Source organism: Brevundimonas sp. CURTG3B2_SDJG, assembly GCF_057364705.1.
Window position 1 is genome coordinate 1 of the sequence record NZ_JBNFOJ010000003.1, and the last position, 21,509, is coordinate 21,509.

Genomic DNA, 21,509 nt, shown 5'->3' on the forward strand with positions numbered 1-21,509 from the left:
CATGACGCCGAGCGCCCCACCGGGGGCGGCGGACATTGGCCGTGATGGTCGCAGGCGAAGATAGCTGGCCTGGCCCGACCCGCCGCTTCCGCCCGAGGCGGCCGCGGGGGAGGCCGCTGCGGTGGCGACGGCGGCGAGGCCGAGAAGGGCGCGACGATCCATGCGCCCATCCTGTCCGCATCCACTTAAGGCGTCGTTACGCCGGAGCCCTCCACCCGGCCGGTCTCGACCTCGACCAGGACCGACAGCTCACGCACCCGGTCGAAGGCGCACGGCCCGGCGAGGCCGCGGACGGCGACGAAGACCAGCCGACCGTCGTCACCCCAGGCGGTTCCTCGGGTCGCGACGGCCTGGGACGAAAGCGGGGCGCAGCCGTTCCGCCGGGCCAGAACTCCGATCGCCGCCTCCCGCGTGACGGGGCTCTCGACGGCCGCCCCCTGGCGATCGAGGTTCCAGAGACGCAGACGGGCGCCGTCGTTGACCAGGAAGCGGCGCGAGTCCGGCGACCAGGAAACTTCGACCGGCAGGGCGACCTCCGCCACCCGCGCCCGCCTCAGAAAGCCGGCGCTCAACACCAGGGCGGGGCCGCCATCCTCGCGCACGGCCAGGCTCATGCTTCCGTTCGGCGCCTGGATCACCCCGGCGCCGGTCGAGCCCACCGTCGTCAGCTCGCCTCGGGGCCGGCGCCCTGCGGCTTTCGCCCGAGCCTTCGCAAGCGGCCAGAGCCAGCAGGGCGAGGGCGACCGGCGCGAGGACGAAACGGGACATGGCGCGACCCTAGCCGACGGCCTACATCGCCGTCATGCCTGCGCAAGAGATCGACACCGGCGTGCCCGGCTTCCGCTGGTGGCCCCGCGCCTTGCCAGTCGAGGCCCAGACCGGTCTGCTGGCCGAGGTCCTGGCGGCGGTGGAACGCGCGCCCTTCTATCGGCCCGTGACACCGGGCGGGCGGCCCTTCTCGGTGGAGATGACCAACCTGGGAGCGGTCGGATGGGTGTCGGACCGGACCGGCTACCGCTACCAGGCGACCCATCCTGAAACGGGCGCGGCCTGGCCCCCGATCCCCGCGACGCTGCTGGACCTCTGGCGCGACCTGACGGGCTGGCCCGGGCCGCCGGACGCCTGCCTGGTCAATCTGTACCGCGAGGGCGCGAAGATGGGTCTGCACCAGGACCGCGACGAGGCCGACCTGACCGCGCCGGTCCTGTCCGTCTCGCTGGGCGACACGGCCCTGTTCCGGGTCGGTCCGGCCGGGGGCGGGGCGACGAAGACCGTCCGGCTGGCCTCCGGCGACGTCTGCGCCCTGACCGGCCCGGCGCGGCTGGCCCGGCACGGGATCGACCGGCTGATCCCTGGATCCTCGACGCTGATCCCGGGCGGCGGACGCATCAACCTGACCCTTCGGCGGGCCTTGTCAGCCTCACGGTAAACGTGACTCGACGGCGCCGGGCGGCCCGGCCAGTGTCCGCTTTTCCGATCCGGAGGTCCCGCCGATGCCGACGCTGATCCGCCCCGAAGGACCCGAGCCGGACGACGTCCGCCTGAGCCGCCGCGCCCTGGCGACGGCGGCGGCCGGCGGCCTGTTCTTCGCCGGCTACGCACCCGCCGCGCTGGCCGCCCAGGCGAGCCCCATCGCCACCGGCGTCGAGGGCCTGGCCGCCGAGAACGTGACCTACCCCGCCCCCGACGGCTTCAGCCTGCCGGCCTACGTCGCGCGCCCCGCCGGCGACGGGCCCTTCCCGGTGGTGATCGTCATCTCCGAGATCTTCGGCGTGCACGAATACATCCGCGACGTCTGCCGCCGCCTGGCCAAGGCCGGGTACGCCGCCGTCGCCCCCGCCTTCTTCAACCGCGTGGAGGACCCCGCGGGTCTGGAGGACATGCAACGGGTCCAGCAGATCGTCGCCGCGGCCGGCTACGAGCAGGTGATGGGCGACGTCTCCGCCGCCCTGGACTGGGTCAGCCAACAGCTCTGGGCCGACGCCGGGAAGATCGGGATCACCGGCTTCTGCTGGGGCGGCAAGGTGGTGTGGCAGGCCTGCGCCCGCTTCGCGGTGCTGGACGCCGGCGTCGCCTGGTACGGCCGCCTGGCGCCGATGGCCGACGCCACCGCTGAACAGACCGCCGCCGGCCAGCCCTGGCCGGTCGATCTGGCGGACGACCTGAAATGCCCGGTTCTGGGCCTGTACGGCGGGCAGGACCGGGGCATTCCCCTCCCCAGCGTCGAGGCCATGCGGGCCGGTCTGCAGCGCGCCGGCCAGACGCAGAGTTCGATCCACGTCTATCCGGACGCGCCGCACGCATTCCACGCGGACTATCGCGACAGCTACCGCTCCGACGACGCCGCCGACGGCTGGCGCCGGCTGCTGGCCTTCTTCGACCAGCACCTGAAGGGCTAGGTCTTCGTTCCAGCAAGTTCCGTTGGTTTTCACGCGTCATGGCCGGCCTTGTGCCGGCCATCCATGACCTCGCGATCGCTCAAGAGTCGCAGGACAACGAGATCATGGATTCCCGCCACAAGGCCGGGAATGACGAAGTCGGATCGAACCTAGGTCGGAGCCGTCCCGAAGCGTTCGATCACCTCCGCCAGGGGGAGATGGCCCTTCAGCGCGCCCGAGCCGGTCGGGGTCTCGCCCTCCTCCAGCGCCGCGGCGAACCGCACCGCCGGATCGGCCTCGATCCGCCGGCGGATCGCCTCCAGCTTCGGCCAGCGGGCGAGGTCGGCGACCTCGTGATAGTCCAGCCAGCGCGCCACCCCGGCCAGAAGGGCGTCGGCCAGGGTCGGCCGGTCGCCGACCAGATACGGGCCGTCGCCGACCATCTGTTCGAACTTGTCGTGCCGCTCGATCACCCGCTCGCGGCCAAGGCGGCGCAGGGCGGCCCCATAGTCCGGATCGGGCTCTTCCAACTCGAGCGCGATCCACAGAGGCGTGAAGGCGCCGGTGAAGCCGGTGTTCAGGAAACCCATCAGCTGATGCATCCGGTCGGCTTCGGGCGAGCCGGGGTCAAAGCTGATCCGGCGGTCGACGTCGCGCGCCTCGAGATAGGCCGCGATGGCCATGGTTTCGGTCAGCGGCCGGCCCTGGTCGGTGATCAGGGCCGGGGTCTCGTGGCGCGGGTTGATGCGGGCGTAGGACGGGTCGCGCATCTCGCCCAGCATGTCGACGCGGCTCAGGCGGTAGGGCTGGCCCAGCCATTCGAAGGCGGCCACCAGGCCCATGGAGGCGCCGGCCGGGAAGCCGTAGAGGAGGATCGGTTCCATTGTGTCTTTTCCGTAGTTTCGAGGACTACGCCGCGCAGCGAGACTGGAACCTGGGGACGCGGCTCCCCACTGTAAATTACGCACTTTTTTGTAACCAGAACGGACCCGAACCATGAAGGACGTCGTCTCGGCCTGCCCGATCGAGGAGACCATGCGGGTGCTCAGCGGCCGCTGGCCGACCCTGCTGCTCTACTATTGAAGGATGGGCCCCGGCGGTTCGGCGACCTCAGGCGCGACAATCCCACGGTGTCGCATCGCATGCTGGCCCTGGAGCTGCGCAAGCTGGAGGAGGCCGGGATCGTCCGGCGCACAGATCATGAAGGCTATCCGCGCCGGGTCGACTACGACCTGACGTCGGCCGGGCTGAAGCTGGTCCCGCTGATCGACGCTTTGGGCGATTGGTGGGAGGAGACGGCGGCGGAGCGATCGCCCCGCCCCATCCTGAAGGACGCGGCCTAGATCAGGCCTTGCCGTCGAAATTGCCGCCGGTGGCCTGGGCCGCCGCATAGGCCGCGTTGCCCGCCGCCGCGCCCGATCCCTTGGCGGCGACCACGACCATCGCCGGCCGCACCGTGCGACCGAACAGGGCGTAGCCGGCCTGAAGCGTCTGGATCACCTGGCCACCCTGCACGGTGTCGGACGGCTGCTCCATCATCGCCTGGTGCAGGTGAGGGTCGAAGGCCTCGCCCGGTTCGGGCGCGACCCGCTTGAGATTGTTGGCCTCGAACGCCTGCAGCAGGGACTTCTGGGTCAGCTCCAGGCCGGTGACCAGGCCCTGTTCGCCCGCATCGGCGTTCTTGGGCGCCGCCTGCAGCGCCCGCTCCAGGTTGTCGGCCACGCCCAACAGGTCGCGGGCGAACTTCTGGATGGCGTAAGCCCGAGCGTCGTTGTTCTGGGCCTCGGCGCGGCGCTTGGTGTTCTCGGCCTCGGCCACGGCGCGGAGCGCGCGGTCCTTCCACTGGTCGCGCTCGGCGATCAGGGCGTCGATGGGGTCCAGGCCGTCGTCCTGGCCGCCCTCGATCTCGGCCTCGCCGATGTCGGCGTCCAGTTCGTTCGGATCTTCGTATTCGGGCGTATCGTTCACGTCTCTTGTCCGTCCAGCATCCGGCCCAGCACCCGGGCGGTGTAGTCCACCAACGGGATCACTCGGGCATAGTTCAGTCGCGCGGGGCCGATGACGCCGATGGCGCCCAGAACCCGCTGTCGGCCGCTCATATAGGGCGCCGCGATCACGGCGGAACCGGAAAGTGAGAACAGCCGCGTTTCCGCGCCGATGAAGATGCGCACGCCCTGGGCCGCGGACACGCCGTCCAGCAGGCCGATCAGCTGCTCCTTTTGCTCCAGGTCGTCGAACAGGACGCGGACCTTCTCCAGATCCTCGACCGCCTCCCGGTCCTGCAACAGATTGGCGCGGCCGCGCACGATCAGCGCCCGCTCGCGCTCCGCCCCGCCCGACCAGGCGGCCAGGCCGTCCTCGACCAGACGCGCCGCCGCGGCGTCCAGCTCGCGCCGCGCGGCGTCCAGTTCGGTGCGCATCTCGGTGCGCGCCTCGTGCAGCGGCCGGCCCTTCAGGCGCGCGTTCAGGAAGTTGGAGGCCTCGGTCAGGGTCGAGGGAGTGACCCCGGCCTTCAGCGGCATCAGCCGGTTCTCGACCGAGCCGTCGTCGCCGACCAGAACGGCCAGCGCCTGGTCGTGACCCAGGGCGACGAACTCGACGTGCTTCACGCCGGCGTCCCTGACCGGGCTGGCGACGATGCTGGCGCCGCCCGCCAGGCCCGACAGCAGGGACGAGGCTTCGTTCAGCGCTTCTTCGAAACTGCGACCGCGGCCGGCCAGCCGGGCATCGATCTCGCGGCGCTCCTCGGCGCCGACGTCGCCGATCTCCAGCAGGCCGTCGACGAACAGGCGCAGGCCCGCGTGCGTCGGGATGCGCCCGGCCGAGGTGTAGGGCGACGCCAGCAGGCCGGCCAGCGTCAGGTCCTGCATGGTGTTGCGGATCGACGCCGGCGACAGCGACACCCCGGACAGCGACAGGGTGCGCGAGCCGACCGGCTCTCCGCTCTGCAGATAGCTTTCGACGATGCGCCGGAAGATGTCGCGGGCGCGCTGGTCGAGCCCGGCCAGCCCGCCGGCTTCGAGGCCCGAAGGCGTGAGCAGCGACGGCGTCACCGCGACCGCCCTTCCCAGTCGGCGCGCTCCAGCCGCATCACCAGGCAGTCATCCTCGTCGAACATCCGCCGGGCCACCTCGCGAAAGCCCAGCCGGCGATAGAACCGGTGCGCGTCCGTATTGGTGTTCAGCGGGTCGATGACGATGGCGGTCACGGCCGGCTCAGCGAAGGCGGCGTCGATCGCCTGGGTCATCATCTGGGCGCCGTATCCCCTGTTCAGCGCGTCCGGCGGCCCGATCCAGATGTCCATGGCCCGCAGGTTCGGTTCGATCTCGCCCCAATAATGCGTCGGCTCCAGATGGGGGTCGCAGACCTGCATGACGCCGATCGGACGGCCGTCGACCTCGGCAATCCGGTAGAAGCTCACATCCGAGCGCTCGGCCAGTTCCTCGGCCCATTCGATCCCGTCGAAGGCGACCTCCAGGTCCGGCCGGTCGCTGGAGCAGGCGATCACGTGCGGTTCCCGGTCCCAGGCCTCAAGGGTCGGAACGTCGTCCAGCGTCGCGGGCCGCAGGACGACGGCGCCGGGCGATGAGGCGGGGGACAGGCTCATGGTTTCAGGATAAGCAGCCCGGCGACCGCTTCCAAGGACCCTCCCCATGACCACAGCCCGCCCTTCCGAACGCGCGCCCGACCAACTCCGCAAGGTGACGCTGGAAACCGGCGTGAACCGCTACGCCGAGGGCTCGTGCCTGGTGACGTTCGGCCACACCAAGGTGCTGGTCACCGCCTCGGTCGAGGACAATGTCCCCGGCTGGATGCGCAACAAGGGGTCCGGCTGGGTGACGGCCGAATACGGCATGCTGCCCCGCGCCACCCACACCCGCGGCCGGCGCGAGGCCGCCTCAGGCAAGCAGAGCGGCCGCACCCAGGAGATTCAGCGCCTGATCGGCCGCAGCCTTCGCGCCGTGGTCGATCTGAAGGCGCTGGGCGAGCGCCAGGTGGTGCTGGACTGCGACGTGGTCCAGGCCGACGGCGGCACGCGCACCGCGGCCATCACCGGCGCCTGGGTCGCCATGGCCTCGGCGTTCGACTACCTGCGCGCCGAGGGCGTGCTGAAGACCGACCCCATCCTGGACCAGGTCGCCGCGATCAGCTGCGGTGTCTGCAACGACCAGCCGGTGCTGGACCTGGACTACGAGGAGGATTCCTCGGCCGAGGCCGACAGCAATTTCGTCCTGACCGGCTCCGGGAGCATCGTCGAGATCCAGGCCACGGGCGAGAAGCGCGGCTTCTCCCGGGCGGAATTCGAACGGCTGTTCCAGCTGGCGGAAGGCGGCTGCGCCGAGCTGTTCGCCCTGCAGCGGGCCGCCCTGGGACGCTGACCCTCGCCCGCCGGGCGACCGGGGTTTCATCGTTAGCCGAAACCGGGCATCGTCCGCCGCCGAAGCTCAGCGGAGACGACCCCATGCGCCTGCCGATCCTCCTGACCGCCGTTCTCGCCCTGGCCGCCTGCAGTCCTCCGGCCGAGACGCCGGCCGACAAGGCTCCCTCCGCCGAAGCCGCCGCCCAGGAACCGATGATGCCGGCCGACGCCCCGCCGCAGGAGGAGGCCGTCGCCCCGACGGAGGCCAGCTCGACCTCCTGCACCCTCGATCAGGGGTCGGACGGGGCGATGGAGCTGGTGAGACGATGCATGGCCGTCAGCACCGCCAGCCACCCGCCGTGCAATCCAGAAAACCCCTGCCAACTGATCCAGGACGAGATCGATCGCGCCTGCGCCGCCTACAAGCCCGGCGAGACCAAGCCGGCCGAGTGCGCCGCTTAACGGTTTCCAGACGTTAGGGTTGTATCGTCGCGGGCATGACGCCCGTGACCACACCCCCCGATCTTCGCGCGCTCACCACGCTGCGCTTCCTCGCGGCCGCCTGGGTCGTGCTCTACACGGCCTGGCCGCACCTGGCGGTCGGCTTCACGCCGGTGGCGATCAGCAAGGGGTATCTGGGCGTCGAGGTCTTCTTCGTCCTGTCGGGCTTCATCCTCAGCCATGTGTATCTGGAGGCGGCCGGCGAGAAGCGGTACTCGCATCGCGGCTTCCTGTGGGCCCGGATCGCGCGGGTCTATCCGTTGCACCTGGTCACCCTGTTCGGCATGATCGCCCTGGGCGTCGCCGGCACGGTCGCGGGCCTGGACATCGACCCCAGCCTGACCGACTGGCGCTCCCTGCCGGCCCATCTGACGATGACCCACGCCTGGGGCCTGGCGCCGATCTCGGCCTTCAATCATCCGTCCTGGTCCATCTCGGCGGAATGGTTCGCCTATCTGACCTTCCCGGTCTTCGCCTTCGTCGTCTGGCGGATGCGCGACCGGCCGGTCCTCGCCGTCGCCTTGGCCGCCGTCTTCGCCCTGAGCCTGTACACGGCCTTCGAGCGGCTGGCGGGCTTCTCGCTGACCGAGGCCACCTTCCGCTGGGGCGCACTGCGCATCGTGCCCTGCTTCCTGCTGGGCTGCGCGCTCTACCTGGTCCACCGCCGGGGGCCGATCCCCTTCGCCGGACCCGTCGCTCTGGTCAGCGGCCTGGCCGTCCTGGTCAGCGCCTCGCTGGGCCTGTGGGATCCGATCACCGTGCTCTGCGCCGGCGGCCTGATCCTGGGCCTGGGCGCGCTGCCCAACGCCCGCGCCGGCGTCCTGGGCTCCAAGGCCGGGGTCTATCTAGGCGAGATCAGCTACTCGATCTACATGGTCTGCGCGCCCGCGCTTCTGGTCTCAACCAACGTCGCCGCGCGCGTGACCGGGGCGGATGACAAGCGATTTCACGTGATTGTGTGGCTGGCCGTGGTCGCCGCGATTCCGGTCGCCGCCATGCTCACCTACCACCTGGTCGAACGCCCGGCCCGCAAGGCTTTGAGGGGCCTGGCGGCGCGAAACGGCTCAGCTGGAACCGCGACGAAAGCGCACACCGACTCGCCTGAAAGGGTTCTTCAACCCTCCAAAACTATCGTCTAAGGCTGAGTCCGAGGCAGGTCGGGAAGCACGCCAGCATGATGAAACGGCTCCAAGCCGCCGCGGTTGCGGCGACCCTCGGGATTTTCGCGGTCGGAGCCATGGCTCCGACCGCAAAGGCCGACGAGCCGTACTGGCAGTGCGTGACCTTCGCCCGCATGTTCTCGGGCATCGAGATCTTCGGCGACGCCCACACTTGGTGGCGCCAGGCCCAGGGCCGCTTCAGCACCGGCGAGCGCCCGCAGGTCGGATCCGTCCTCGCCTTCCAGTCCAGCGGACGCATGCGGCTGGGCCATGTGGCCGTCGTCTCCGAAGTTCTGACCGACCGGGTCATCCGCGTGACCCACGCCAACTGGGGCGGCAGCCGCGGCAAGGTCGAGGAGAACGTCACCGTCGTGGACGTGTCCGACAACGGCGATTGGACCGCCGTGAAGGTCTGGTACAACCCGATCCATGACCTGGGCACGACCGTCTATCCGACCTACGGCTTCATCTACAAAGCCCCGCAGACGCCGTCCGAAGGCCTGCAGATGGCTTCGGTCGGGACCCTGCCCGGCCAGCCCTGAGGCCGCCTCCCCGCAGCCCGGGGACCGCTCGTGATCCGCGTCCACCGCGCCGGTCGCACGACCCATGAGCCCCTGACCGTCGAGAACGGACGCATCGCCTTGCCGGTCGACGCCGTCTGGATCGACCTGATTCAACCCAGCAAGGACGAGGACCTGGCCCTCGAGGCCGCGCTGGGTCTGTCGATCCCGACCCGCGAGGAGATGGCCGAGCTGGAAGCCTCCAGCCGGATCTATCGCGAGGGCGGCGCGACCTACGTCACCGCCGACATCATCACCCATGGCGACGAGGAGATTCCCAGCGTCGATCCGGTGACCTTCATTCTCACCCCCGGCCCCCTGGTGACGATCCGTTACGCCGACCCCAAGCCGTTCGCCATGATGGCCGAGAAGCTGGAGCGCGAGCCGCACCTATGCGGGTCCGGCGTCGACATGTTCCTGAACCTGATGGAGGCGGTCATCGACCGCGCCTCGGACATCCTGTCCAAGAACGTCACCCGGGTCGAAGCGATCGCGATCCACGTCTTCTCGCCCGGCAAGACGGTCGGCTTCGAGAAGCTGCTGACCAAGCTGGGCCGCGCTCAGATCGCCAACACCCGCATCGAGCAGAGCCTGGCCGGCCTGGTCCGCATCTTCGCCTTCGTCGGCATCGACGAGCGGGTCGACACCGGCGAGGCCCGCGCCCATCTGCGCTCGCTCAGCCGCGACGCCGAAAGCCTGGTCGCCCACAACCAGGCCACCGCCGCCTCGATCAATTTCCAGCTTTCGGCCGCGCTGGGTCTGATCAACATCGAGCAGTCCTCGATCATCAAGATCTTCTCGGTGGCGGCGGTCGCCTTCCTGCCGCCGACCCTGATCGCCTCGATCTACGGGATGAATTTCGACCACATGCCCGAGCTTCACTGGATGGCCGGCTATCCGCTGGCCGTCGCGGCCATGGTCGTTTCGGCGGTCCTGCCGCTGCTGTGGTTCAAGCGGAAAGGCTGGCTCTGACTTGACCCGGAAGGTCCGCGAGGGCTTTTTGCCGGTCCGCCCCATGGAGCGCCCCATGCGTCTGATCGCCCTCGCCGCCATATCCGCCCTGACCCTTTCGGCCTGCTCGTCCGAGACCGGCGAACCCGCCGAGCCGCCGGCCCCGGCGAACCCGCGCCAGTCCTGGCCGGCGTGGACCTGACCAAGCCGGTCCGTGTCCTGGGCACCGAACCGTTCTGGGCCATCGAGCTGAACGGGACGGAGTTGATCTATTCCGGCGTCGATCGGCCGGAGCAGCGCGCGCCCCAGCCCAAGCCCCTGATCCAGGGCACCGTCGCCACCTATGACGCGACCACGGCTTCGGGCACGGACATCGCCATCATGCTGGCCGCCACCGAGTGTTCGGACGGCATGAGCGACCGGACCTATCCGCTGACGGCGCGGGTCAAGGTCGGCGAGGAAGAGCTGTCGGGCTGCGCCGCCTCGACCGCCGCCATCATGACCGCCGGCGAAAGCGGGCCGGTGGTCGAGAAGGCTCAGCCGGCGGGCTGATCCCTGAGGCCGCGCAGGGCGGCCAGCCGCCCGAAGGCGATGGTCAGCGCCTTGCGACGCGCGGGCGCCAGCGGCGTCAGGGGCGCGTCGCGCACCACCGCCCCGCCGAAGCCGTCGGCCACGATCAGGCCTGGCTCCGCCGACAGGACGTCCTGTGGAAACTCGGGCGCGACCGCGAAATAGAAGGCGTCGCAGAACGGGCCATACTCGCCCCATTTCCGATCGACGCGATAGTCCTCGATGCCGGACTTCACCTCGCAGATGACGATCTCGCCGCGCGGCCCCAGGGCCATGACGTCGGCGCGCCGTCCGTTGGGCAGCCCCACTTCTAGCAGGGGCGCGTATCCCAGATCGACCATCAGCGCGCGGCGCCCCGCGTCACGGAAAGCGTGGTCTCCGGGCGGCTGAAGACGAGGTCGATCTCGAGGACGGCGGCGGGCATGGGCGAGTTATGTTCTCGGTGTGTTCCCAACGCAAGGCGTTCCTCCCCTTCAGGGAAGGGGGAGGAACGCCCGCCTAGAGGATGTACCGGCTCAGGTCCGCGTTCTTAGCCAGGTCGCCGATGCGCTCGCGGACCTTGTCGCCATCGAAGGCGACCGTCTGGCCGGCGAGGTCGGAAGCCTTGAAGCTGGTCTCCTCCAGGACTCGCTCCAACACCGTCTGCAGCCGGCGTGCGCCGATGTTCTCGACCGAGGCGTTGGCGGCCACCGCCGCGTCGGCCATGGCCTCCACCGCGTCGGGGGTGAAGGTCAGCGTCACGTCCTCGGTCGCCAGCAGCGCCTGGTTCTGGCGGATCAGATTGGCCTCGGGCTCGGTCAGGATGCGCACGAAGTCGTCGCGGGTCAGGGCCTTCAGCTCCACCCGGATCGGCAGACGCCCCTGGAGCTCGGGCAGCAGGTCCGACGGCTTGGCCACGTGGAAGGCGCCTGAGGCGACGAACAGCACGTGGTCGGACTTCACGGGCCCATACTTGGTCGACACCGTCGTGCCCTCGATCAGCGGCAGCAGATCGCGCTGCACGCCCTCTCTGGAGACGTCGGCGCCGCGCGCTTCCGACCGGGCCGCCACCTTGTCGATTTCGTCGATGAAGACGATGCCCTCGTTCTCGGCCAGCAGCAGGGCTTCGTTGGTCAGGCTTTCCTGATCCAGCAGCTTGTCGCTTTCTTCGGTCGTCAGCGGGCCGACCGCGTCGCGGACCGCCAGCTTGACCGTCTTTGTCCGTCCGCCGCCCAGCTTGCCCAGCATTTCGGACAGGTTGATCATCCCGACGTTGCCGCCCCCGGGCAGGTCCAGGCCCTGCATCGGAGAGCTGGTGTCGGCCAGCTGGATCTCGACCTCCTTGTCGTCCAGTTCGCCGGCCCGCAGCTTCTTGCGGAAGGCCTCGCGGGTCGCCGGCTGCGATCCCGGCCCGACCAGGGCGTCCAGGATGCGTTCCTCCGCCTGCCCCTCCGCCCGGGCCTTGACCCCGGACCGACGTTTGTCGCGCACCATGACCAGGGCGGCCTCGACCAGGTCGCGCATGATCTGGTCGACGTCGCGTCCGACGTAGCCCACCTCGGTGAATTTAGTGGCCTCGACCTTCAGGAAGGGCGAGCCGGCCAGACGGGCCAGACGCCGGGCGATCTCGGTCTTGCCCACGCCGGTCGGTCCGATCATCAGGATGTTCTTAGGCGTCACCTCGTCGCGCAGGTCCTCGGGCACGCGCTTGCGGCGCCAGCGGTTTCTCAGGGCGACGGCGACGGCGCGCTTGGCGTCGTCCTGGCCGACGATGAAGCGGTCCAGTTCGGAGACGATTTCGCGGGGAGACAGATCGGTCATGCTGCGCAGATAGGGCGCTTCAGCCCCCGGCGGGAGGGGGCGGCGGCGTCGCAGGGGGTCCGGGGCGGGGGCAGGCGCGAGCGGCGGAGCCGGGATCAGCTGGGCCAGCACGATCCGGAAGCCGTCTTCCTGTCGTTGCCACAGACGCACATAGTGGCCGGTCCGCGCCTGTCCGTCGCGCTCCCACTCAGCCGGTCCGTAGGTCCAGACCAGATCGCCGTAGCGCGACTGACCGCCGCCCTCGGTCGGCCCGAACCGGAATGTCGCCGGCCAGCCGTTCAGCGCCGCGGCGAAGGCGTCCCGCCCCGATCGCGGGCGCCAGGGGCGCCACATACAGGCGTCCGTTGTCGGCCAGGACGGCCAGGTGCGCGGCCTTCTGGTCGGTCGCCGCCGCCCGGGCCAGGTCGGCCTCCAGGTCCTTGATCCGGGCCAGGGCCCCGTCGGGGTCCGCATGCGGAACCGAGCCGTCTCGGCTGGCCGCGATCAACACCTCCGGCCCCGGCTCCAGGATCACCGGCTCCGTCTCCGTTCCCGGCACGTCGGCCGCGCTGGCGCCCGAGCCGCCGTCGTAGACCCATTTCCAGGAACCGTCCGGCTGCTTCGTCCAGATGGTGAAGTAGTGTCCCGCCCTCCGGCCGCCCACGGCCACGCCGCCGGTGGTGAAGCCCAGGTCGCCGGACCGCGCGATCCCGGCGAAATTCGGCCACCACTCCAGCAACGGCTCGTCGGCCGGTCTCGGCGCGTCGGGATAGACCTCGCCGATCCACTGGGCGCGACCGCCGGCGATCACGATCGCCTCGGGGACCGACCATTTGTTGAAGCTGCCGGCGACGCCCAGGGCCGGCGCATCCGCCGCGAAGGCCCGCTCGGCGGCCACCACCGGCGCGGCGTCGGGCTGCTGGGCGAGGGCGGACGGGCGGCCGCCAGGGCCGCGACGAAGGCGAGCGTGCGCATGCGGAAATCCTCCCGCCGCCATGGAGCGTCAGAAGGCCCCCGCTGTCCCGTTAAATCGCGGAAAGCCGCCTCGCCCCTCTGCGCTCAAGCGGCGAGCGATAGCGCCCCTAGGAGAGCGTTTCGACAGTCAAATTCCCGTTGGTGTAGACGCAGATCTCCGCCGCCAGGGCCATCGACCGACGGGCGATCGTTTCGGCGTCCAGCTCGGTGTTCTCCATCAGCGCCCGGGCCGCCGCCAGGGCGTAGTTGCCGCCCGAACCGACCGCGGCGACCCCGTACTCCGGCTCCAGCACGTCGCCGACCCCGGTGACGGTGAAGATCGAGTTCCGGTCGGCCACCAGCAGCATGGCCTCCAGCCGCCGCAGGTAACGGTCCGTGCGCCAATCCTTGGCCAGGTCGACGCAGGCGCGCGCCAGCTGGTCGGGATACTGCTCCAGTTTCGCCTCCAGGCGCTCGATCAGGGTGAAGGCGTCGGCGGTCGCGCCGGCGAAACCCGCCAGGACCTTGCCGCCCGCCAGGACGCGCACCTTGCGCGCGGCACCCTTGACGATCGTCGGCCCCATCGAGACCTGGCCGTCGCCGGCGATGACGGTCCGGCCGTCCTTGCGCACGGCCAGGATGGTGGTGCCGTGCCAGCCGGGAGAGGGGGAGTGTTCGTTAGTCATCCGTTTCAGATGGAGACCGAAATGCGGCGCGGCAAGCGGAAGGTGTTGGAAAACAACGATACGGCGAAGCCATATTCCGACCAATGTAAGCCGTTACTTCGCCAATCTGTACCCCATACAAGCCATATAAGGGAAGCGACGTGCTTCACCGCGTGATCTACGCCAGCGAAGCCGTCGGCGTGACTGGAACCTCGACCCTGTCGATCGCTCAGATTCTCGGCGAGTCCGAAGCCAACAACCGCCGCGATTGCATCTCGGCTGCGTCATGTTCCACCGGGGCCACATCTTGCAGGCCCTGGAGGGCGGACGCGTCGACCTGGACCGTCTCATGCGTCGGCTGCTGGCCGACAAGCGGCACACCGGCCTGCGCATCCTCAGCGACACCCTGATCGCCGCGCGCGCCTGAGCGAGCCGATGAGCCTGTGCGGCGACCCCGCCGCCATGCTGGCCCAGCTGGCTGTCGGGCATCTCCAGCCTCACCGCCAACGAAGCCGAAGCCTTGCTGGACCTCCGCAAGGCCGCCTGAACGCGTGACCTTCGGCTCCGCGCGCCCTAACTGAGGGCCGTGACCTTCTCCGACGACGAAATCGAGCGCTATGCGCGCCAGCTGGTCCTGGCCGAGGTCGGCGACCCGGGCAGCAGCGGCTGAAGGCGGCGCGCGTCGCCCTGGTCGGCCTGGGCGGCGTCGGCGCGCCCGCCGCCCCTGTATCTCGCCGCTGCCGGTATCGGGACACTTCGGCTGATCGACGACGACGCGGTGGTCCTCTCCAACCTCCAGCGCCAGATCACGTTCTCCACGCCCGATGTCGGACGCCCCAAGGTCGAGGCCGGCGCCGAGGCGCTGACCGCGCTCAATCCGCACGTCCGGATCGAGCCCCGTCCAGAGCGTCTGACGGCCGGCAGCGCCGCCGCCCTTCTGGAGGCCTGCGACGTCGTCATCGACGGCACGGACGATTTCGACACCCGCTTCGCGGTGAACGACGCCTGCCTGGCCCAGCATATCCCCTTGGTTTCAGGGGCTCTTGGGCGCTGGAGCGGACAGGTCGGCGTCTTCCACGGCCGGCCCTGCTATCGTTGCCTGGTTCCGGAAGCTCCGCCGGACGCCGACACCTGCGCCCGGGTGGGCGTGATCGGCGCCCTGGCCGGGGTGGTCGGCGCGATGGCCGCGCTCGAGGCGATCAAGATCGTCGCCGCCACGGGCGAGCCGCTGTCGGGCCGGCTGCTGCTCTACGACGGCCTGGCGGGAGCGGCCCGCACGGTCCGGGTCGCCGCAGACCCGGACTGCGCATCCTGCACCCCGGGGCGGCCCTAGGCGAAGGCCTGCCGGATCAGGGCGACATAGCGGGTCATGAGTTCCTGCTCCTTGGCGTCCTCCCAATCGCCATGGCCGGCGTCCTCGACCTCGACCAGTTCGACCGTCTTGCCCGCCGCGCGCAGCGCGTCGCGCATGCGCCGGGACTGCTGGACGGGCAGGATGATGTCGTCCACGCCATGCACCAGCAGCACCGGACACGCCACCTCGGCCGCCCTGCGTCGCGGCGAGGCGGCCTCCAGCGCGGGACCCATGGTCCTGCGATCCCCGATCCGCTTGGTCCAGAACTCGTAGATGGGCTTCCCCGAAGTGTCGTCCTCGCGCTCCTCCCAAGCCAGGACGTCCGGCAGGTCATAGACCCCGCAGATGCCGATGGCCGCCTTGTAGAGATCGGGACGCTTCACCGCACCCATCAAGGCGGCATAGGCGCCGTAACTGGTGCCCATGATGGCGACCCTGCCGGCGTCCAGGCCCTTCAGAGTCGCGGCGTGAGCCACGGCGTCCTCGATGTCGTCCTGCATCCGCTCGCCCCAGCGGGTCCAACCCTGCTTCGCGAACTCCAGGCCGTAGCCGCCCGACCCCCGGAAATTGGGTTGCAGCACCCACCATCCCTGCGCCGCCAGGACCTGGACCTGACGATCCCAGGTTCGCATGTCGCGCAGTTCAGGGCCTCCGTGAGGCAGGACGACCAAGGGCCGGGGCGCGCCCCCGGGAGGGCCGTCAGATAGGCCTCGATCGTGGCTCCGTCGCGGGTCGGGACCTGCAACGCCTCGGTCTCGCCAAGGCGCGCGGACTCCAGCTGACGGGCTTGGCCGATGGCGACGATCGCGCGCGCCGTCTTGTCGTAGAAGAACCAGGCCCCGGGCTCTCGCGGGCCGATCACATAGGCGATGAAGCGGTTCCTGGCCGCATCGACGTCGGTCAGGTGCACGTCGCACTCGTTGTCGAAGAAGCGGTTCAGCGCGCGGTGATGCGCCGCCAGCGCGGGTTCGTCGAACTCGTATTCCAGCCGCGCTCCATAGTAGGCGGCGCCCAGGTAGCGGCCGGCCGAATCCGTGAGCCCGTACAGGACGTCCCGTCCCGCCTTGCCGTTGAGCGGCGCGCCGAGCGTCAGCGAGACCAGGTCCATCTCGCGCACGCTCTCGAGATCCTCGCCCTCGGCCCGGGCGGTGACCAGCACCACGCCGGGCGATCGGTCTCGCCCACCCAAGAAAAGTCGGGGGCGTCGACCACCCGCGTCCGCCGGACCAGCTTCCATTCTGTCTCGTCGGGCGCGCGGGCGTAGACGGTCTCCATCGTGCCGCGATTGTTGATGTCGTGCCGCATCACCGGCACGCCTTTCTGGGTTCGCCAGCCGTAGGTGCCGCTGGTTCCACGCTCGATCAGTTCGGCCGAGCCAGTGGTGATGTCCACCCGATGCAGGCCCAGAACCCCGTCGCGCTCCCAGGCCGTCATCAGCACATGATCGTGTTCAGCGGGCAGCAGGTCGATGACCTGGCCCATGTCCAGCGAGCGCCGCATCCGTTCGCGCTGGTCCTGGAACATCATCACCGGCTCGCCGGTCGTGGCGTGCACCGACAGGATTCGCCAGGACACGACCTTCGCATCCCCCGACCTGAGGTTGGAGCCGGTCGACGCGCGCCCGTCCAGGGTCTGGGTGACTGCGATGCGAACCAGCAGACGATCGTCGTTGCCCCACTGCATCGCCTCGACCCGGATCGGCCCCAGCGGGATGCGCATGCGCGGTCCCTGAGGATCGTCGGCCTGGATGATGTCGATGATCCCGAGCGGTTCGGCCTCCGTGCCGATCTGCTCGAGCACGGCGATGCGCGATCCGGACGGCGACAGCGAAGCCGCGCGGACCTTCTGCGTCGTGAAGAAGGTTTCGAGGGGATAGACCGCCGCCCGCGCCGCGGCGACGACCGGCCGCAACAGACAGGCCCCGGCGACGGCGCCCGCGCCCGCCAAGAGACCGCGGCGCGACAAGGCGGCCCCAGCCGCCTTGGAAACCTTGGATGTCATGCACGCCCCCTGACCCTCACGGACCGACCCAAGCCCAAGCCTCGGGCAACCGTCAAGCTGTCCGGATCATAGCATCGCGGGAATGACCCGGTCCGGCGGTCTGTGCCCGCGGGCGAAGGTCATGATGTTGGCGATGACCCGATCGCCCATGTCCTGACGGGCCTCGATGGTGGCCGATCCCAGGTGGGGCAGAAGCACCACATTGGCGTGGCCGACCAGGCCGGGATGCACGGCCGGCTCGTGCTCGAAGACGTCCAGCCCGACCCCGGCGATCCGCCGGCCCGCCACGGCCTCGGCCAGGGCGGCCTCGTCGATCAGCTCGCCGCGCGTGGTGTGACAGGATGGGCGTGGGGCTGGCCAGGCGGGCCAGGCGCCGGCGTCCAGCAGGTGATGCGTCTCCTTCGTCGCCGGGCAGTTCAGCGAGATCAGATCCATCCGCTGCAGCATCTGGTCCAGGTCGTCCCAGTAGGTCGCCCCCAGCTCCTCGGCGATCAGGGCCGGGACGGGTTTTCGGTTATGGTAGTGGACCTGGATCCCGAAGGCCTTGGCCCGGCGCGCCAGGGCCTGGCCGATCCGCCCCATCCCGACGATCCCCAGCCGCTTGCCCCACAGCTTGCGGCCGGTCATCCAGGTCGGGGTCCAGCCTTCGAACCGGCCCTCCTCGACCACCCGCGCCCCTTCCACGATCCGGCGGCTGACCGCCAGGATCAGGCTCATGGCCAGGTCGGCCGTGTCCTCGGTCAGGACGCCGGGGGTGTTGGTGACGATCAGGCCGCGCCCGACGGCCGCGTCGACGTCGATATGGTCCACCCCGGCGCCGAAGTTGGCGATCATCTTCAGCTGGTCGCCCGCCTTGGCGATCAGCCCGGCGTCGATGACGTCGGTGATGGTCGGCACCAGCACGTCGGCGTAGCCCACCGCCGCCTCCAGCGCGGCCCGGTCCATCGGCCGGTCGGTCAGGTTCAGCTCGGCGTCGAACAGCTCGCGCATGCGCGTCTCGACGGCGTCCGGCAGGCGCCTGGTTAACACGACCTTAAGCCTGGGCGGGGACATTGGGAGCCTTCGGTTGCACGTCCCTCCGGCTTTAATGGTCCTGTCCGTGTCTGGCAAAGCTCGCTCCAGAATCCGGTGTTTCGCGCTCGTCGCGGGCCTGATGGGCGCCGCCGTGCTCGCTGGCGCCGGGAACACCATGCCGGACGGCCGCCCGACGCCTAGCGGCCAACCCGTGCCGCGCTGGCTGTCGCTGAAATCGGACGAGGTGCGGGCGCGCCAGGGCCCCGGCCTCGACTACCGGATCCTATGGGAATACCAGGTGTCGAACCTGCCCGTTCAGGTCATCGCCGAGACCACCGAATGGCGGAAGATCTGCGACCCCGACGCGCCGTCGCCTGGGTTCACCGCAGCGTGGTGTCCAGCCGCCGCAGCGTCTTCAACGCCTCGGACGCTGAGATCGCGATCCACGCCGGGCGCTCCGAGACTTCTCAGGTCCGGGCGCGCCTGTCGCCGCGCTCGCTGGTCTCGATCGACGCGTGCGAGGACGGCTGGTGCGAGGTCCGGGTGCGCCGCCTGCGCGGCTGGGTCCGCGAACGGGCGGTCTTCGGCGCCCAGCAGCACGCCCTGTGCAACGCCAACCGACCCGCCGGGCTCGGTCGGCGGTCCGCCGCCGCCGCGGGCTGACGACGGTCCCGATCCTGAAAAGGTTTGAGCCCTTGCGGCGGCTCGTGTAACCCGACGGCAACACCCGTCGGAGAGCGTCCTTGAGCCAATCGAAATATCCGTCCTCGTTCGATTACGAGGCCCTGCTGGCCTCGGGCCGCGGCGAGCTGTTCGGACCGGGCAACGCCCAGCTGCCCGCTCCGCCGATGCTGATGTTCGACCGGATCACCCGGATCAGCGCGGACGGGGGCGCCCACGGCAAGGGCTATGTCGAGGCCGAGCTGGATATCCACCCGGACCTCTGGTTCTTCCAGTGCCACTTCATCGGCGATCCCGTCATGCCGGGTTGCCTGGGCCTGGACGCCATGTGGCAGCTGGTCGGCTTCTACCTGGGCTGGATCGGCGGCCCGGGCCGCGGCCGCGCCCTGGGCGTGGGCGACGTCAAATTCACCGGCCAGGTCACGCCGGACATCAAGAAGGTCGTCTACAAGATCGACCTGAAGCGGGTCATCAACCGCAAGCTGGTCATGGGCATCGCCGACGGCGTACTCGAGGCCGACGGCGAGGTCATCTACACCTGCAACGACATGCGCGTCGGCCTGTTCGGCGGTGCGACCGAGCCGCAGGGCGACTGAACCCCTATATCCAGACAGACTGCGGTCTACGCGGCGACTGAGCGTTCTAAGAAGGAAACCACCATGCGGCGTGTCGTCGTCACCGGCCTGGGCATCGTCTCCTCCATCGGGACTGGAGCGGAAGAGGTCACCGCGTCGCTGCGCGAGGCCAGGTCGGGCGTCCAGCACGCCGCCGACCACGCCGCCCACGGCTTCCGTTCGCAGGTCTGGGCGCCCCCGTCGCTCGGCGTGACCGCCGAGGACTGGGCCCCGCTGGTGGATCGCCGCGCCGCCCGTTTCCTGGCCAACGGAACCGCCTGGGGGCATATCGCCTTCGAGGAAGCCCTGAAGGACTCCGGTCTGACGCCCGACGAAATCAAGTCCGAGCGCATCGGCCTGATCGTCGGCGAAGGCGGCCCCTCGACCCAGGTCATCCTCCAGGCGGCCCAGACGACGATCGAGAAGGGCTCGCCCAAGCGCATCGGGCCGTTCGCCGTGCCCAAGGCGATGGCCTCGGGCCCGTCGGCCGTGCTGGCCACCTGGTTCGAGTTGAAGGGGATCAACTATTCGATCTCCTCGGCCTGCGCGACCAGCGCCCACTGCATCGGCGCGGCCGCCGAGCAGATCGCCTGGGGCAAGCAGGACGTGGTCTTCGCCGGCGGCGTCGAGGACATCGACTGGTCCATGTCCAACATGTTCGACGCCATGGGCGCCATGTCGTCGAACTTCAACGAGACCCCGTCCAAGGCCTCCAGGGCCTACGACAAGGACCGCGACGGCTTCGTCATCGCGGGCGGCGCCGGCATCGTGGTCTTGGAAGAGTACGAGCGGGCCGTGGCGCGTGGCGCGAAGATTTACGCCGAGGTCACCGGCTACGGCGCCAACTCGGACGGCTACGACATGGTCGCCCCCTCGGGCGAGGGCGCCGAGCGCTGCATGAAGATCGCGCTGGAGATGGCTGGCAATCCCAGGATCGACTACCTGAACCCGCACGGCACCTCGACGCCGGTCGGCGACAGCAAGGAGATGGGCGCGGTCCGCAACGTCTTCGGCGACAACCTGCCGATGATCTCCTCGACCAAGTCCCTGACGGGCCACTCGCTGGGCGCCGCCGGCGCCCAGGAGGCGATCTACTGCCTGCTGATGATGGCCAACGACTTCGCCGCCGAGAGCGCCCACATCGAAAACCTCGATCCCGAGTTCGAGGGCATGCCGATCCTGCGCCGGCGCCACGACGGCCCGCTGACGCACGTGATGTCCAACTCCTTCGGCTTCGGCGGGACGAACGGGACGCTGATCCTGTCCAAGGTCGACCGCTAGCGCCGGAGCGGGTCCGGCCTGGGCGTTCCGGGAACCTCGGCCATGGCTGCGTCGATGCAGGCCGCCAGGGCGTCCTGGTCTCGCTCCCAGTCCTGGACGCCGTGCATGAGCGCCGAGCGGGTCCACAGCCAGATGTTCTGCGCCGCCGCGTCGGCGGCCTGGGCGCCCCGGCCGTAGCACAGGGCCCTCATGTCCCCGTCGTCCTCGCGCCACGTCAGGCCGTGGTCGGTGAACGCCACCACCACGTGGGGCGGCGCCCCCTCGCTCCAGGCGCGGTGCAGATTGAACCGGGCGCAGAAGTTCAGCCCGTACTCCGGATGGTCCTCCACGCAGTCAGCGAACCCCGCCGTCGGGATAGAGGGTTCGCGCAGGCGGTAGCGGCCGAACCGCTCGTCGCCCAGGGCGGCCAGCACGTTCCGCCCGTGCTTGATCTGGCCCTGGCGCGCCTCGTCCAGCGTCACCACGACGATCGCCACCTCGGGTCGCTGAGCCGAAGGAACCGCCTGTCCCGCCGCCAGCGCCGCCGCCACCCCGATCCATCCGATCATCGACGCCTCCCGTCCCCGGCCACGCTAGCTGGTCCCGCGCGCCGCGCCAGCCCTCCGAACCTGACGCTTCCCCCGTTCGACGCCCCCTGCTAACCCTCCGCGTTCAGAACACGGAGACGACCCATGGCGACCACCGAA

The 21,509-nt window shown here is 69.9% G+C and carries 26 protein-coding genes and 3 pseudogenes; 16 read left to right on the forward strand and 13 right to left on the reverse strand.

Features of this window, described 5'->3' with window-relative positions:
* Nucleotides 1-185: 185 nt before the first annotated feature.
* Nucleotides 186-659, reverse strand: coding sequence for a hypothetical protein (locus AC2W7C_RS00300; protein ID WP_485999651.1), 474 nt, complete (start codon nt 657-659; stop codon nt 186-188).
* A gap of 143 nt (nt 660-802) precedes the next feature.
* On the opposite strand from AC2W7C_RS00300, the gene AC2W7C_RS00305 reads away from it, so the two are divergent.
* Both AC2W7C_RS00305 and AC2W7C_RS00310 read left to right on the forward strand, forming a co-directional pair.
* Nucleotides 803-1,429 (forward strand): alpha-ketoglutarate-dependent dioxygenase AlkB, encoded by a 627-nt coding sequence (locus tag AC2W7C_RS00305; RefSeq protein WP_485999652.1) that lies wholly within the window; start codon nt 803-805, stop codon nt 1,427-1,429.
* A 64-nt stretch (nt 1,430-1,493) separates the two neighbouring features.
* Nucleotides 1,494-2,399 (forward strand): dienelactone hydrolase family protein, encoded by a 906-nt coding sequence (locus AC2W7C_RS00310; protein ID WP_485999653.1) that lies wholly within the window; start codon nt 1,494-1,496, stop codon nt 2,397-2,399.
* A 149-nt stretch (nt 2,400-2,548) separates the two neighbouring features.
* Here AC2W7C_RS00310 and AC2W7C_RS00315 read toward each other — a convergent pair whose 3' ends face one another.
* Nucleotides 2,549-3,262 carry a glutathione S-transferase family protein gene (locus tag AC2W7C_RS00315; RefSeq protein WP_485999654.1) on the reverse strand — a complete coding sequence of 238 codons (714 nt, stop codon included), beginning with the start codon at nt 3,260-3,262 and terminating at the stop codon, nt 2,549-2,551.
* Between the two features lie 195 nt (nt 3,263-3,457).
* On the opposite strand from AC2W7C_RS00315, the gene AC2W7C_RS00320 reads away from it, so the two are divergent.
* The gene (locus AC2W7C_RS00320; RefSeq protein ID WP_485999655.1) at nt 3,458-3,721 is read left to right on the forward strand and encodes a winged helix-turn-helix transcriptional regulator; all 264 of its coding nucleotides are present in this window, start codon (nt 3,458-3,460) and stop codon (nt 3,719-3,721) included.
* Between the two features lies 1 nt (nt 3,722).
* Here AC2W7C_RS00320 and grpE read toward each other — a convergent pair whose 3' ends face one another.
* The 3 genes from grpE to AC2W7C_RS00335 are packed head-to-tail and all read right to left on the reverse strand — an operon-like array spanning nt 3,723 to nt 5,985.
* Complete coding sequence (grpE, locus tag AC2W7C_RS00325; RefSeq protein WP_485999682.1) at nt 3,723-4,310, reverse strand: nucleotide exchange factor GrpE; 588 nt, start codon at nt 4,308-4,310, stop codon at nt 3,723-3,725.
* Between the two features lie 32 nt (nt 4,311-4,342).
* Complete coding sequence (gene hrcA / locus AC2W7C_RS00330) at nt 4,343-5,419, reverse strand: heat-inducible transcriptional repressor HrcA (RefSeq protein ID WP_485999683.1); 1,077 nt, start codon at nt 5,417-5,419, stop codon at nt 4,343-4,345.
* An 8-nt stretch (nt 5,420-5,427) separates the two neighbouring features.
* Nucleotides 5,428-5,985, reverse strand: a complete 558-nt coding sequence (locus tag AC2W7C_RS00335; protein ID WP_485999656.1) for a GNAT family N-acetyltransferase — start codon at nt 5,983-5,985, stop codon at nt 5,428-5,430.
* Between the two features lie 46 nt (nt 5,986-6,031).
* On the opposite strand from AC2W7C_RS00335, the gene rph reads away from it, so the two are divergent.
* From rph to AC2W7C_RS00370, 7 genes are all read left to right on the forward strand, one after another.
* Entirely contained in the window at nt 6,032-6,757 is a 726-nt protein-coding gene (gene rph / locus AC2W7C_RS00340) for a ribonuclease PH (RefSeq protein WP_485999657.1), read from the forward strand.
* A gap of 83 nt (nt 6,758-6,840) precedes the next feature.
* Nucleotides 6,841-7,200 (forward strand): hypothetical protein, encoded by a 360-nt coding sequence (locus AC2W7C_RS00345; RefSeq protein ID WP_485999658.1) that lies wholly within the window; start codon nt 6,841-6,843, stop codon nt 7,198-7,200.
* 35 nt (nt 7,201-7,235) lie between these two features.
* Nucleotides 7,236-8,378 (forward strand): acyltransferase family protein, encoded by a 1,143-nt coding sequence (locus AC2W7C_RS00350; RefSeq protein WP_485999659.1) that lies wholly within the window; start codon nt 7,236-7,238, stop codon nt 8,376-8,378.
* Nucleotides 8,379-8,476: 98 nt separating this feature from the next.
* Nucleotides 8,477-8,941 (forward strand): CHAP domain-containing protein, encoded by a 465-nt coding sequence (locus tag AC2W7C_RS00355; protein WP_485999660.1) that lies wholly within the window; start codon nt 8,477-8,479, stop codon nt 8,939-8,941.
* A 30-nt stretch (nt 8,942-8,971) separates the two neighbouring features.
* Entirely contained in the window at nt 8,972-9,931 is a 960-nt protein-coding gene (locus tag AC2W7C_RS00360) for a magnesium transporter CorA family protein (protein WP_485999661.1), read from the forward strand.
* 55 nt (nt 9,932-9,986) lie between these two features.
* Nucleotides 9,987-10,112, forward strand: coding sequence for a hypothetical protein (locus tag AC2W7C_RS00365; RefSeq protein ID WP_485999662.1), 126 nt, complete (start codon nt 9,987-9,989; stop codon nt 10,110-10,112).
* On the forward strand, nt 10,103-10,462 hold the full coding sequence (locus AC2W7C_RS00370; protein ID WP_485999663.1) for a COG3650 family protein: 360 nt from the start codon (nt 10,103-10,105) through the stop codon (nt 10,460-10,462). Before AC2W7C_RS00365 ends, AC2W7C_RS00370 begins: the two co-directional genes overlap by 10 nt.
* On the opposite strand, the pseudogene AC2W7C_RS00375 reads toward AC2W7C_RS00370, so the two are convergent.
* From AC2W7C_RS00375 to hslV, 4 genes and pseudogenes are all read right to left on the reverse strand, one after another.
* Nucleotides 10,442-10,904: pseudogene (locus AC2W7C_RS00375) on the reverse strand (MmcB family DNA repair protein); the annotation flags it as partial. The gene AC2W7C_RS00370 and the pseudogene AC2W7C_RS00375 sit on opposite strands and share 21 nt — an antisense overlap.
* Nucleotides 10,905-10,978: 74 nt before the next feature.
* Nucleotides 10,979-12,280 (reverse strand): ATP-dependent protease ATPase subunit HslU, encoded by a 1,302-nt coding sequence (gene hslU / locus AC2W7C_RS00380; protein ID WP_485999684.1) that lies wholly within the window; start codon nt 12,278-12,280, stop codon nt 10,979-10,981.
* 187 nt (nt 12,281-12,467) lie between these two features.
* Nucleotides 12,468-13,256 carry a DUF4440 domain-containing protein gene (locus AC2W7C_RS00385; RefSeq protein WP_485999664.1) on the reverse strand — a complete coding sequence of 263 codons (789 nt, stop codon included), beginning with the start codon at nt 13,254-13,256 and terminating at the stop codon, nt 12,468-12,470.
* An 85-nt stretch (nt 13,257-13,341) separates the two neighbouring features.
* Entirely contained in the window at nt 13,342-13,899 is a 558-nt protein-coding gene (gene hslV, locus AC2W7C_RS00390; protein WP_485999665.1) for an ATP-dependent protease subunit HslV, read from the reverse strand.
* Between the two features lie 265 nt (nt 13,900-14,164).
* On the opposite strand from hslV, the gene AC2W7C_RS00395 reads away from it, so the two are divergent.
* Together AC2W7C_RS00395 and AC2W7C_RS00400 are read left to right on the forward strand one after the other, a co-directional pair.
* Nucleotides 14,165-14,305: a BLUF domain-containing protein gene (locus tag AC2W7C_RS00395; RefSeq protein ID WP_485999666.1), complete on the forward strand. Its 141-nt coding sequence runs from the start codon at nt 14,165-14,167 to the stop codon at nt 14,303-14,305.
* A 159-nt stretch (nt 14,306-14,464) separates the two neighbouring features.
* Nucleotides 14,465-15,211 (forward strand): annotated as a pseudogene (locus tag AC2W7C_RS00400) (HesA/MoeB/ThiF family protein).
* Here the strand turns inward: AC2W7C_RS00400 and AC2W7C_RS00405 are convergent.
* The 3 genes from AC2W7C_RS00405 to AC2W7C_RS00415 form a co-directional block, all read right to left on the reverse strand.
* Nucleotides 15,208-15,864, reverse strand: a complete 657-nt coding sequence (locus AC2W7C_RS00405; protein WP_485999667.1) for an alpha/beta hydrolase family protein — start codon at nt 15,862-15,864, stop codon at nt 15,208-15,210. The pseudogene AC2W7C_RS00400 and the gene AC2W7C_RS00405 sit on opposite strands and share 4 nt — an antisense overlap.
* 457 nt (nt 15,865-16,321) lie before the next feature.
* Nucleotides 16,322-17,233, reverse strand: a complete 912-nt coding sequence (locus tag AC2W7C_RS00410) for a hypothetical protein (RefSeq protein ID WP_485999668.1) — start codon at nt 17,231-17,233, stop codon at nt 16,322-16,324.
* 66 nt (nt 17,234-17,299) lie between these two features.
* Nucleotides 17,300-18,286 carry a 2-hydroxyacid dehydrogenase gene (locus tag AC2W7C_RS00415; protein WP_485999669.1) on the reverse strand — a complete coding sequence of 329 codons (987 nt, stop codon included), beginning with the start codon at nt 18,284-18,286 and terminating at the stop codon, nt 17,300-17,302.
* A gap of 136 nt (nt 18,287-18,422) precedes the next feature.
* On the opposite strand from AC2W7C_RS00415, the pseudogene AC2W7C_RS00420 reads away from it, so the two are divergent.
* The 4 genes and pseudogenes from AC2W7C_RS00420 to fabB all read left to right on the forward strand — a co-directional run.
* Nucleotides 18,423-18,551, forward strand: a pseudogene (locus AC2W7C_RS00420) (SH3 domain-containing protein); the annotation flags it as partial.
* Between the two features lie 35 nt (nt 18,552-18,586).
* Complete coding sequence (locus AC2W7C_RS00425) at nt 18,587-18,910, forward strand: SH3 domain-containing protein (RefSeq protein WP_485999670.1); 324 nt, start codon at nt 18,587-18,589, stop codon at nt 18,908-18,910.
* A gap of 80 nt (nt 18,911-18,990) precedes the next feature.
* Nucleotides 18,991-19,524: a 3-hydroxyacyl-[acyl-carrier-protein] dehydratase FabA gene (gene fabA, locus AC2W7C_RS00430; protein WP_485999671.1), complete on the forward strand. Its 534-nt coding sequence runs from the start codon at nt 18,991-18,993 to the stop codon at nt 19,522-19,524.
* A 63-nt stretch (nt 19,525-19,587) separates the two neighbouring features.
* On the forward strand, nt 19,588-20,823 hold the full coding sequence (gene fabB, locus AC2W7C_RS00435) for a beta-ketoacyl-ACP synthase I (RefSeq protein ID WP_485999672.1): 1,236 nt from the start codon (nt 19,588-19,590) through the stop codon (nt 20,821-20,823).
* Here fabB and AC2W7C_RS00440 read toward each other — a convergent pair.
* Nucleotides 20,820-21,371 (reverse strand): hypothetical protein, encoded by a 552-nt coding sequence (locus tag AC2W7C_RS00440; RefSeq protein WP_485999673.1) that lies wholly within the window; start codon nt 21,369-21,371, stop codon nt 20,820-20,822. The two genes, fabB and AC2W7C_RS00440, sit on opposite strands and share 4 nt — an antisense overlap.
* Nucleotides 21,372-21,509: the final 138 nt, after the last annotated feature.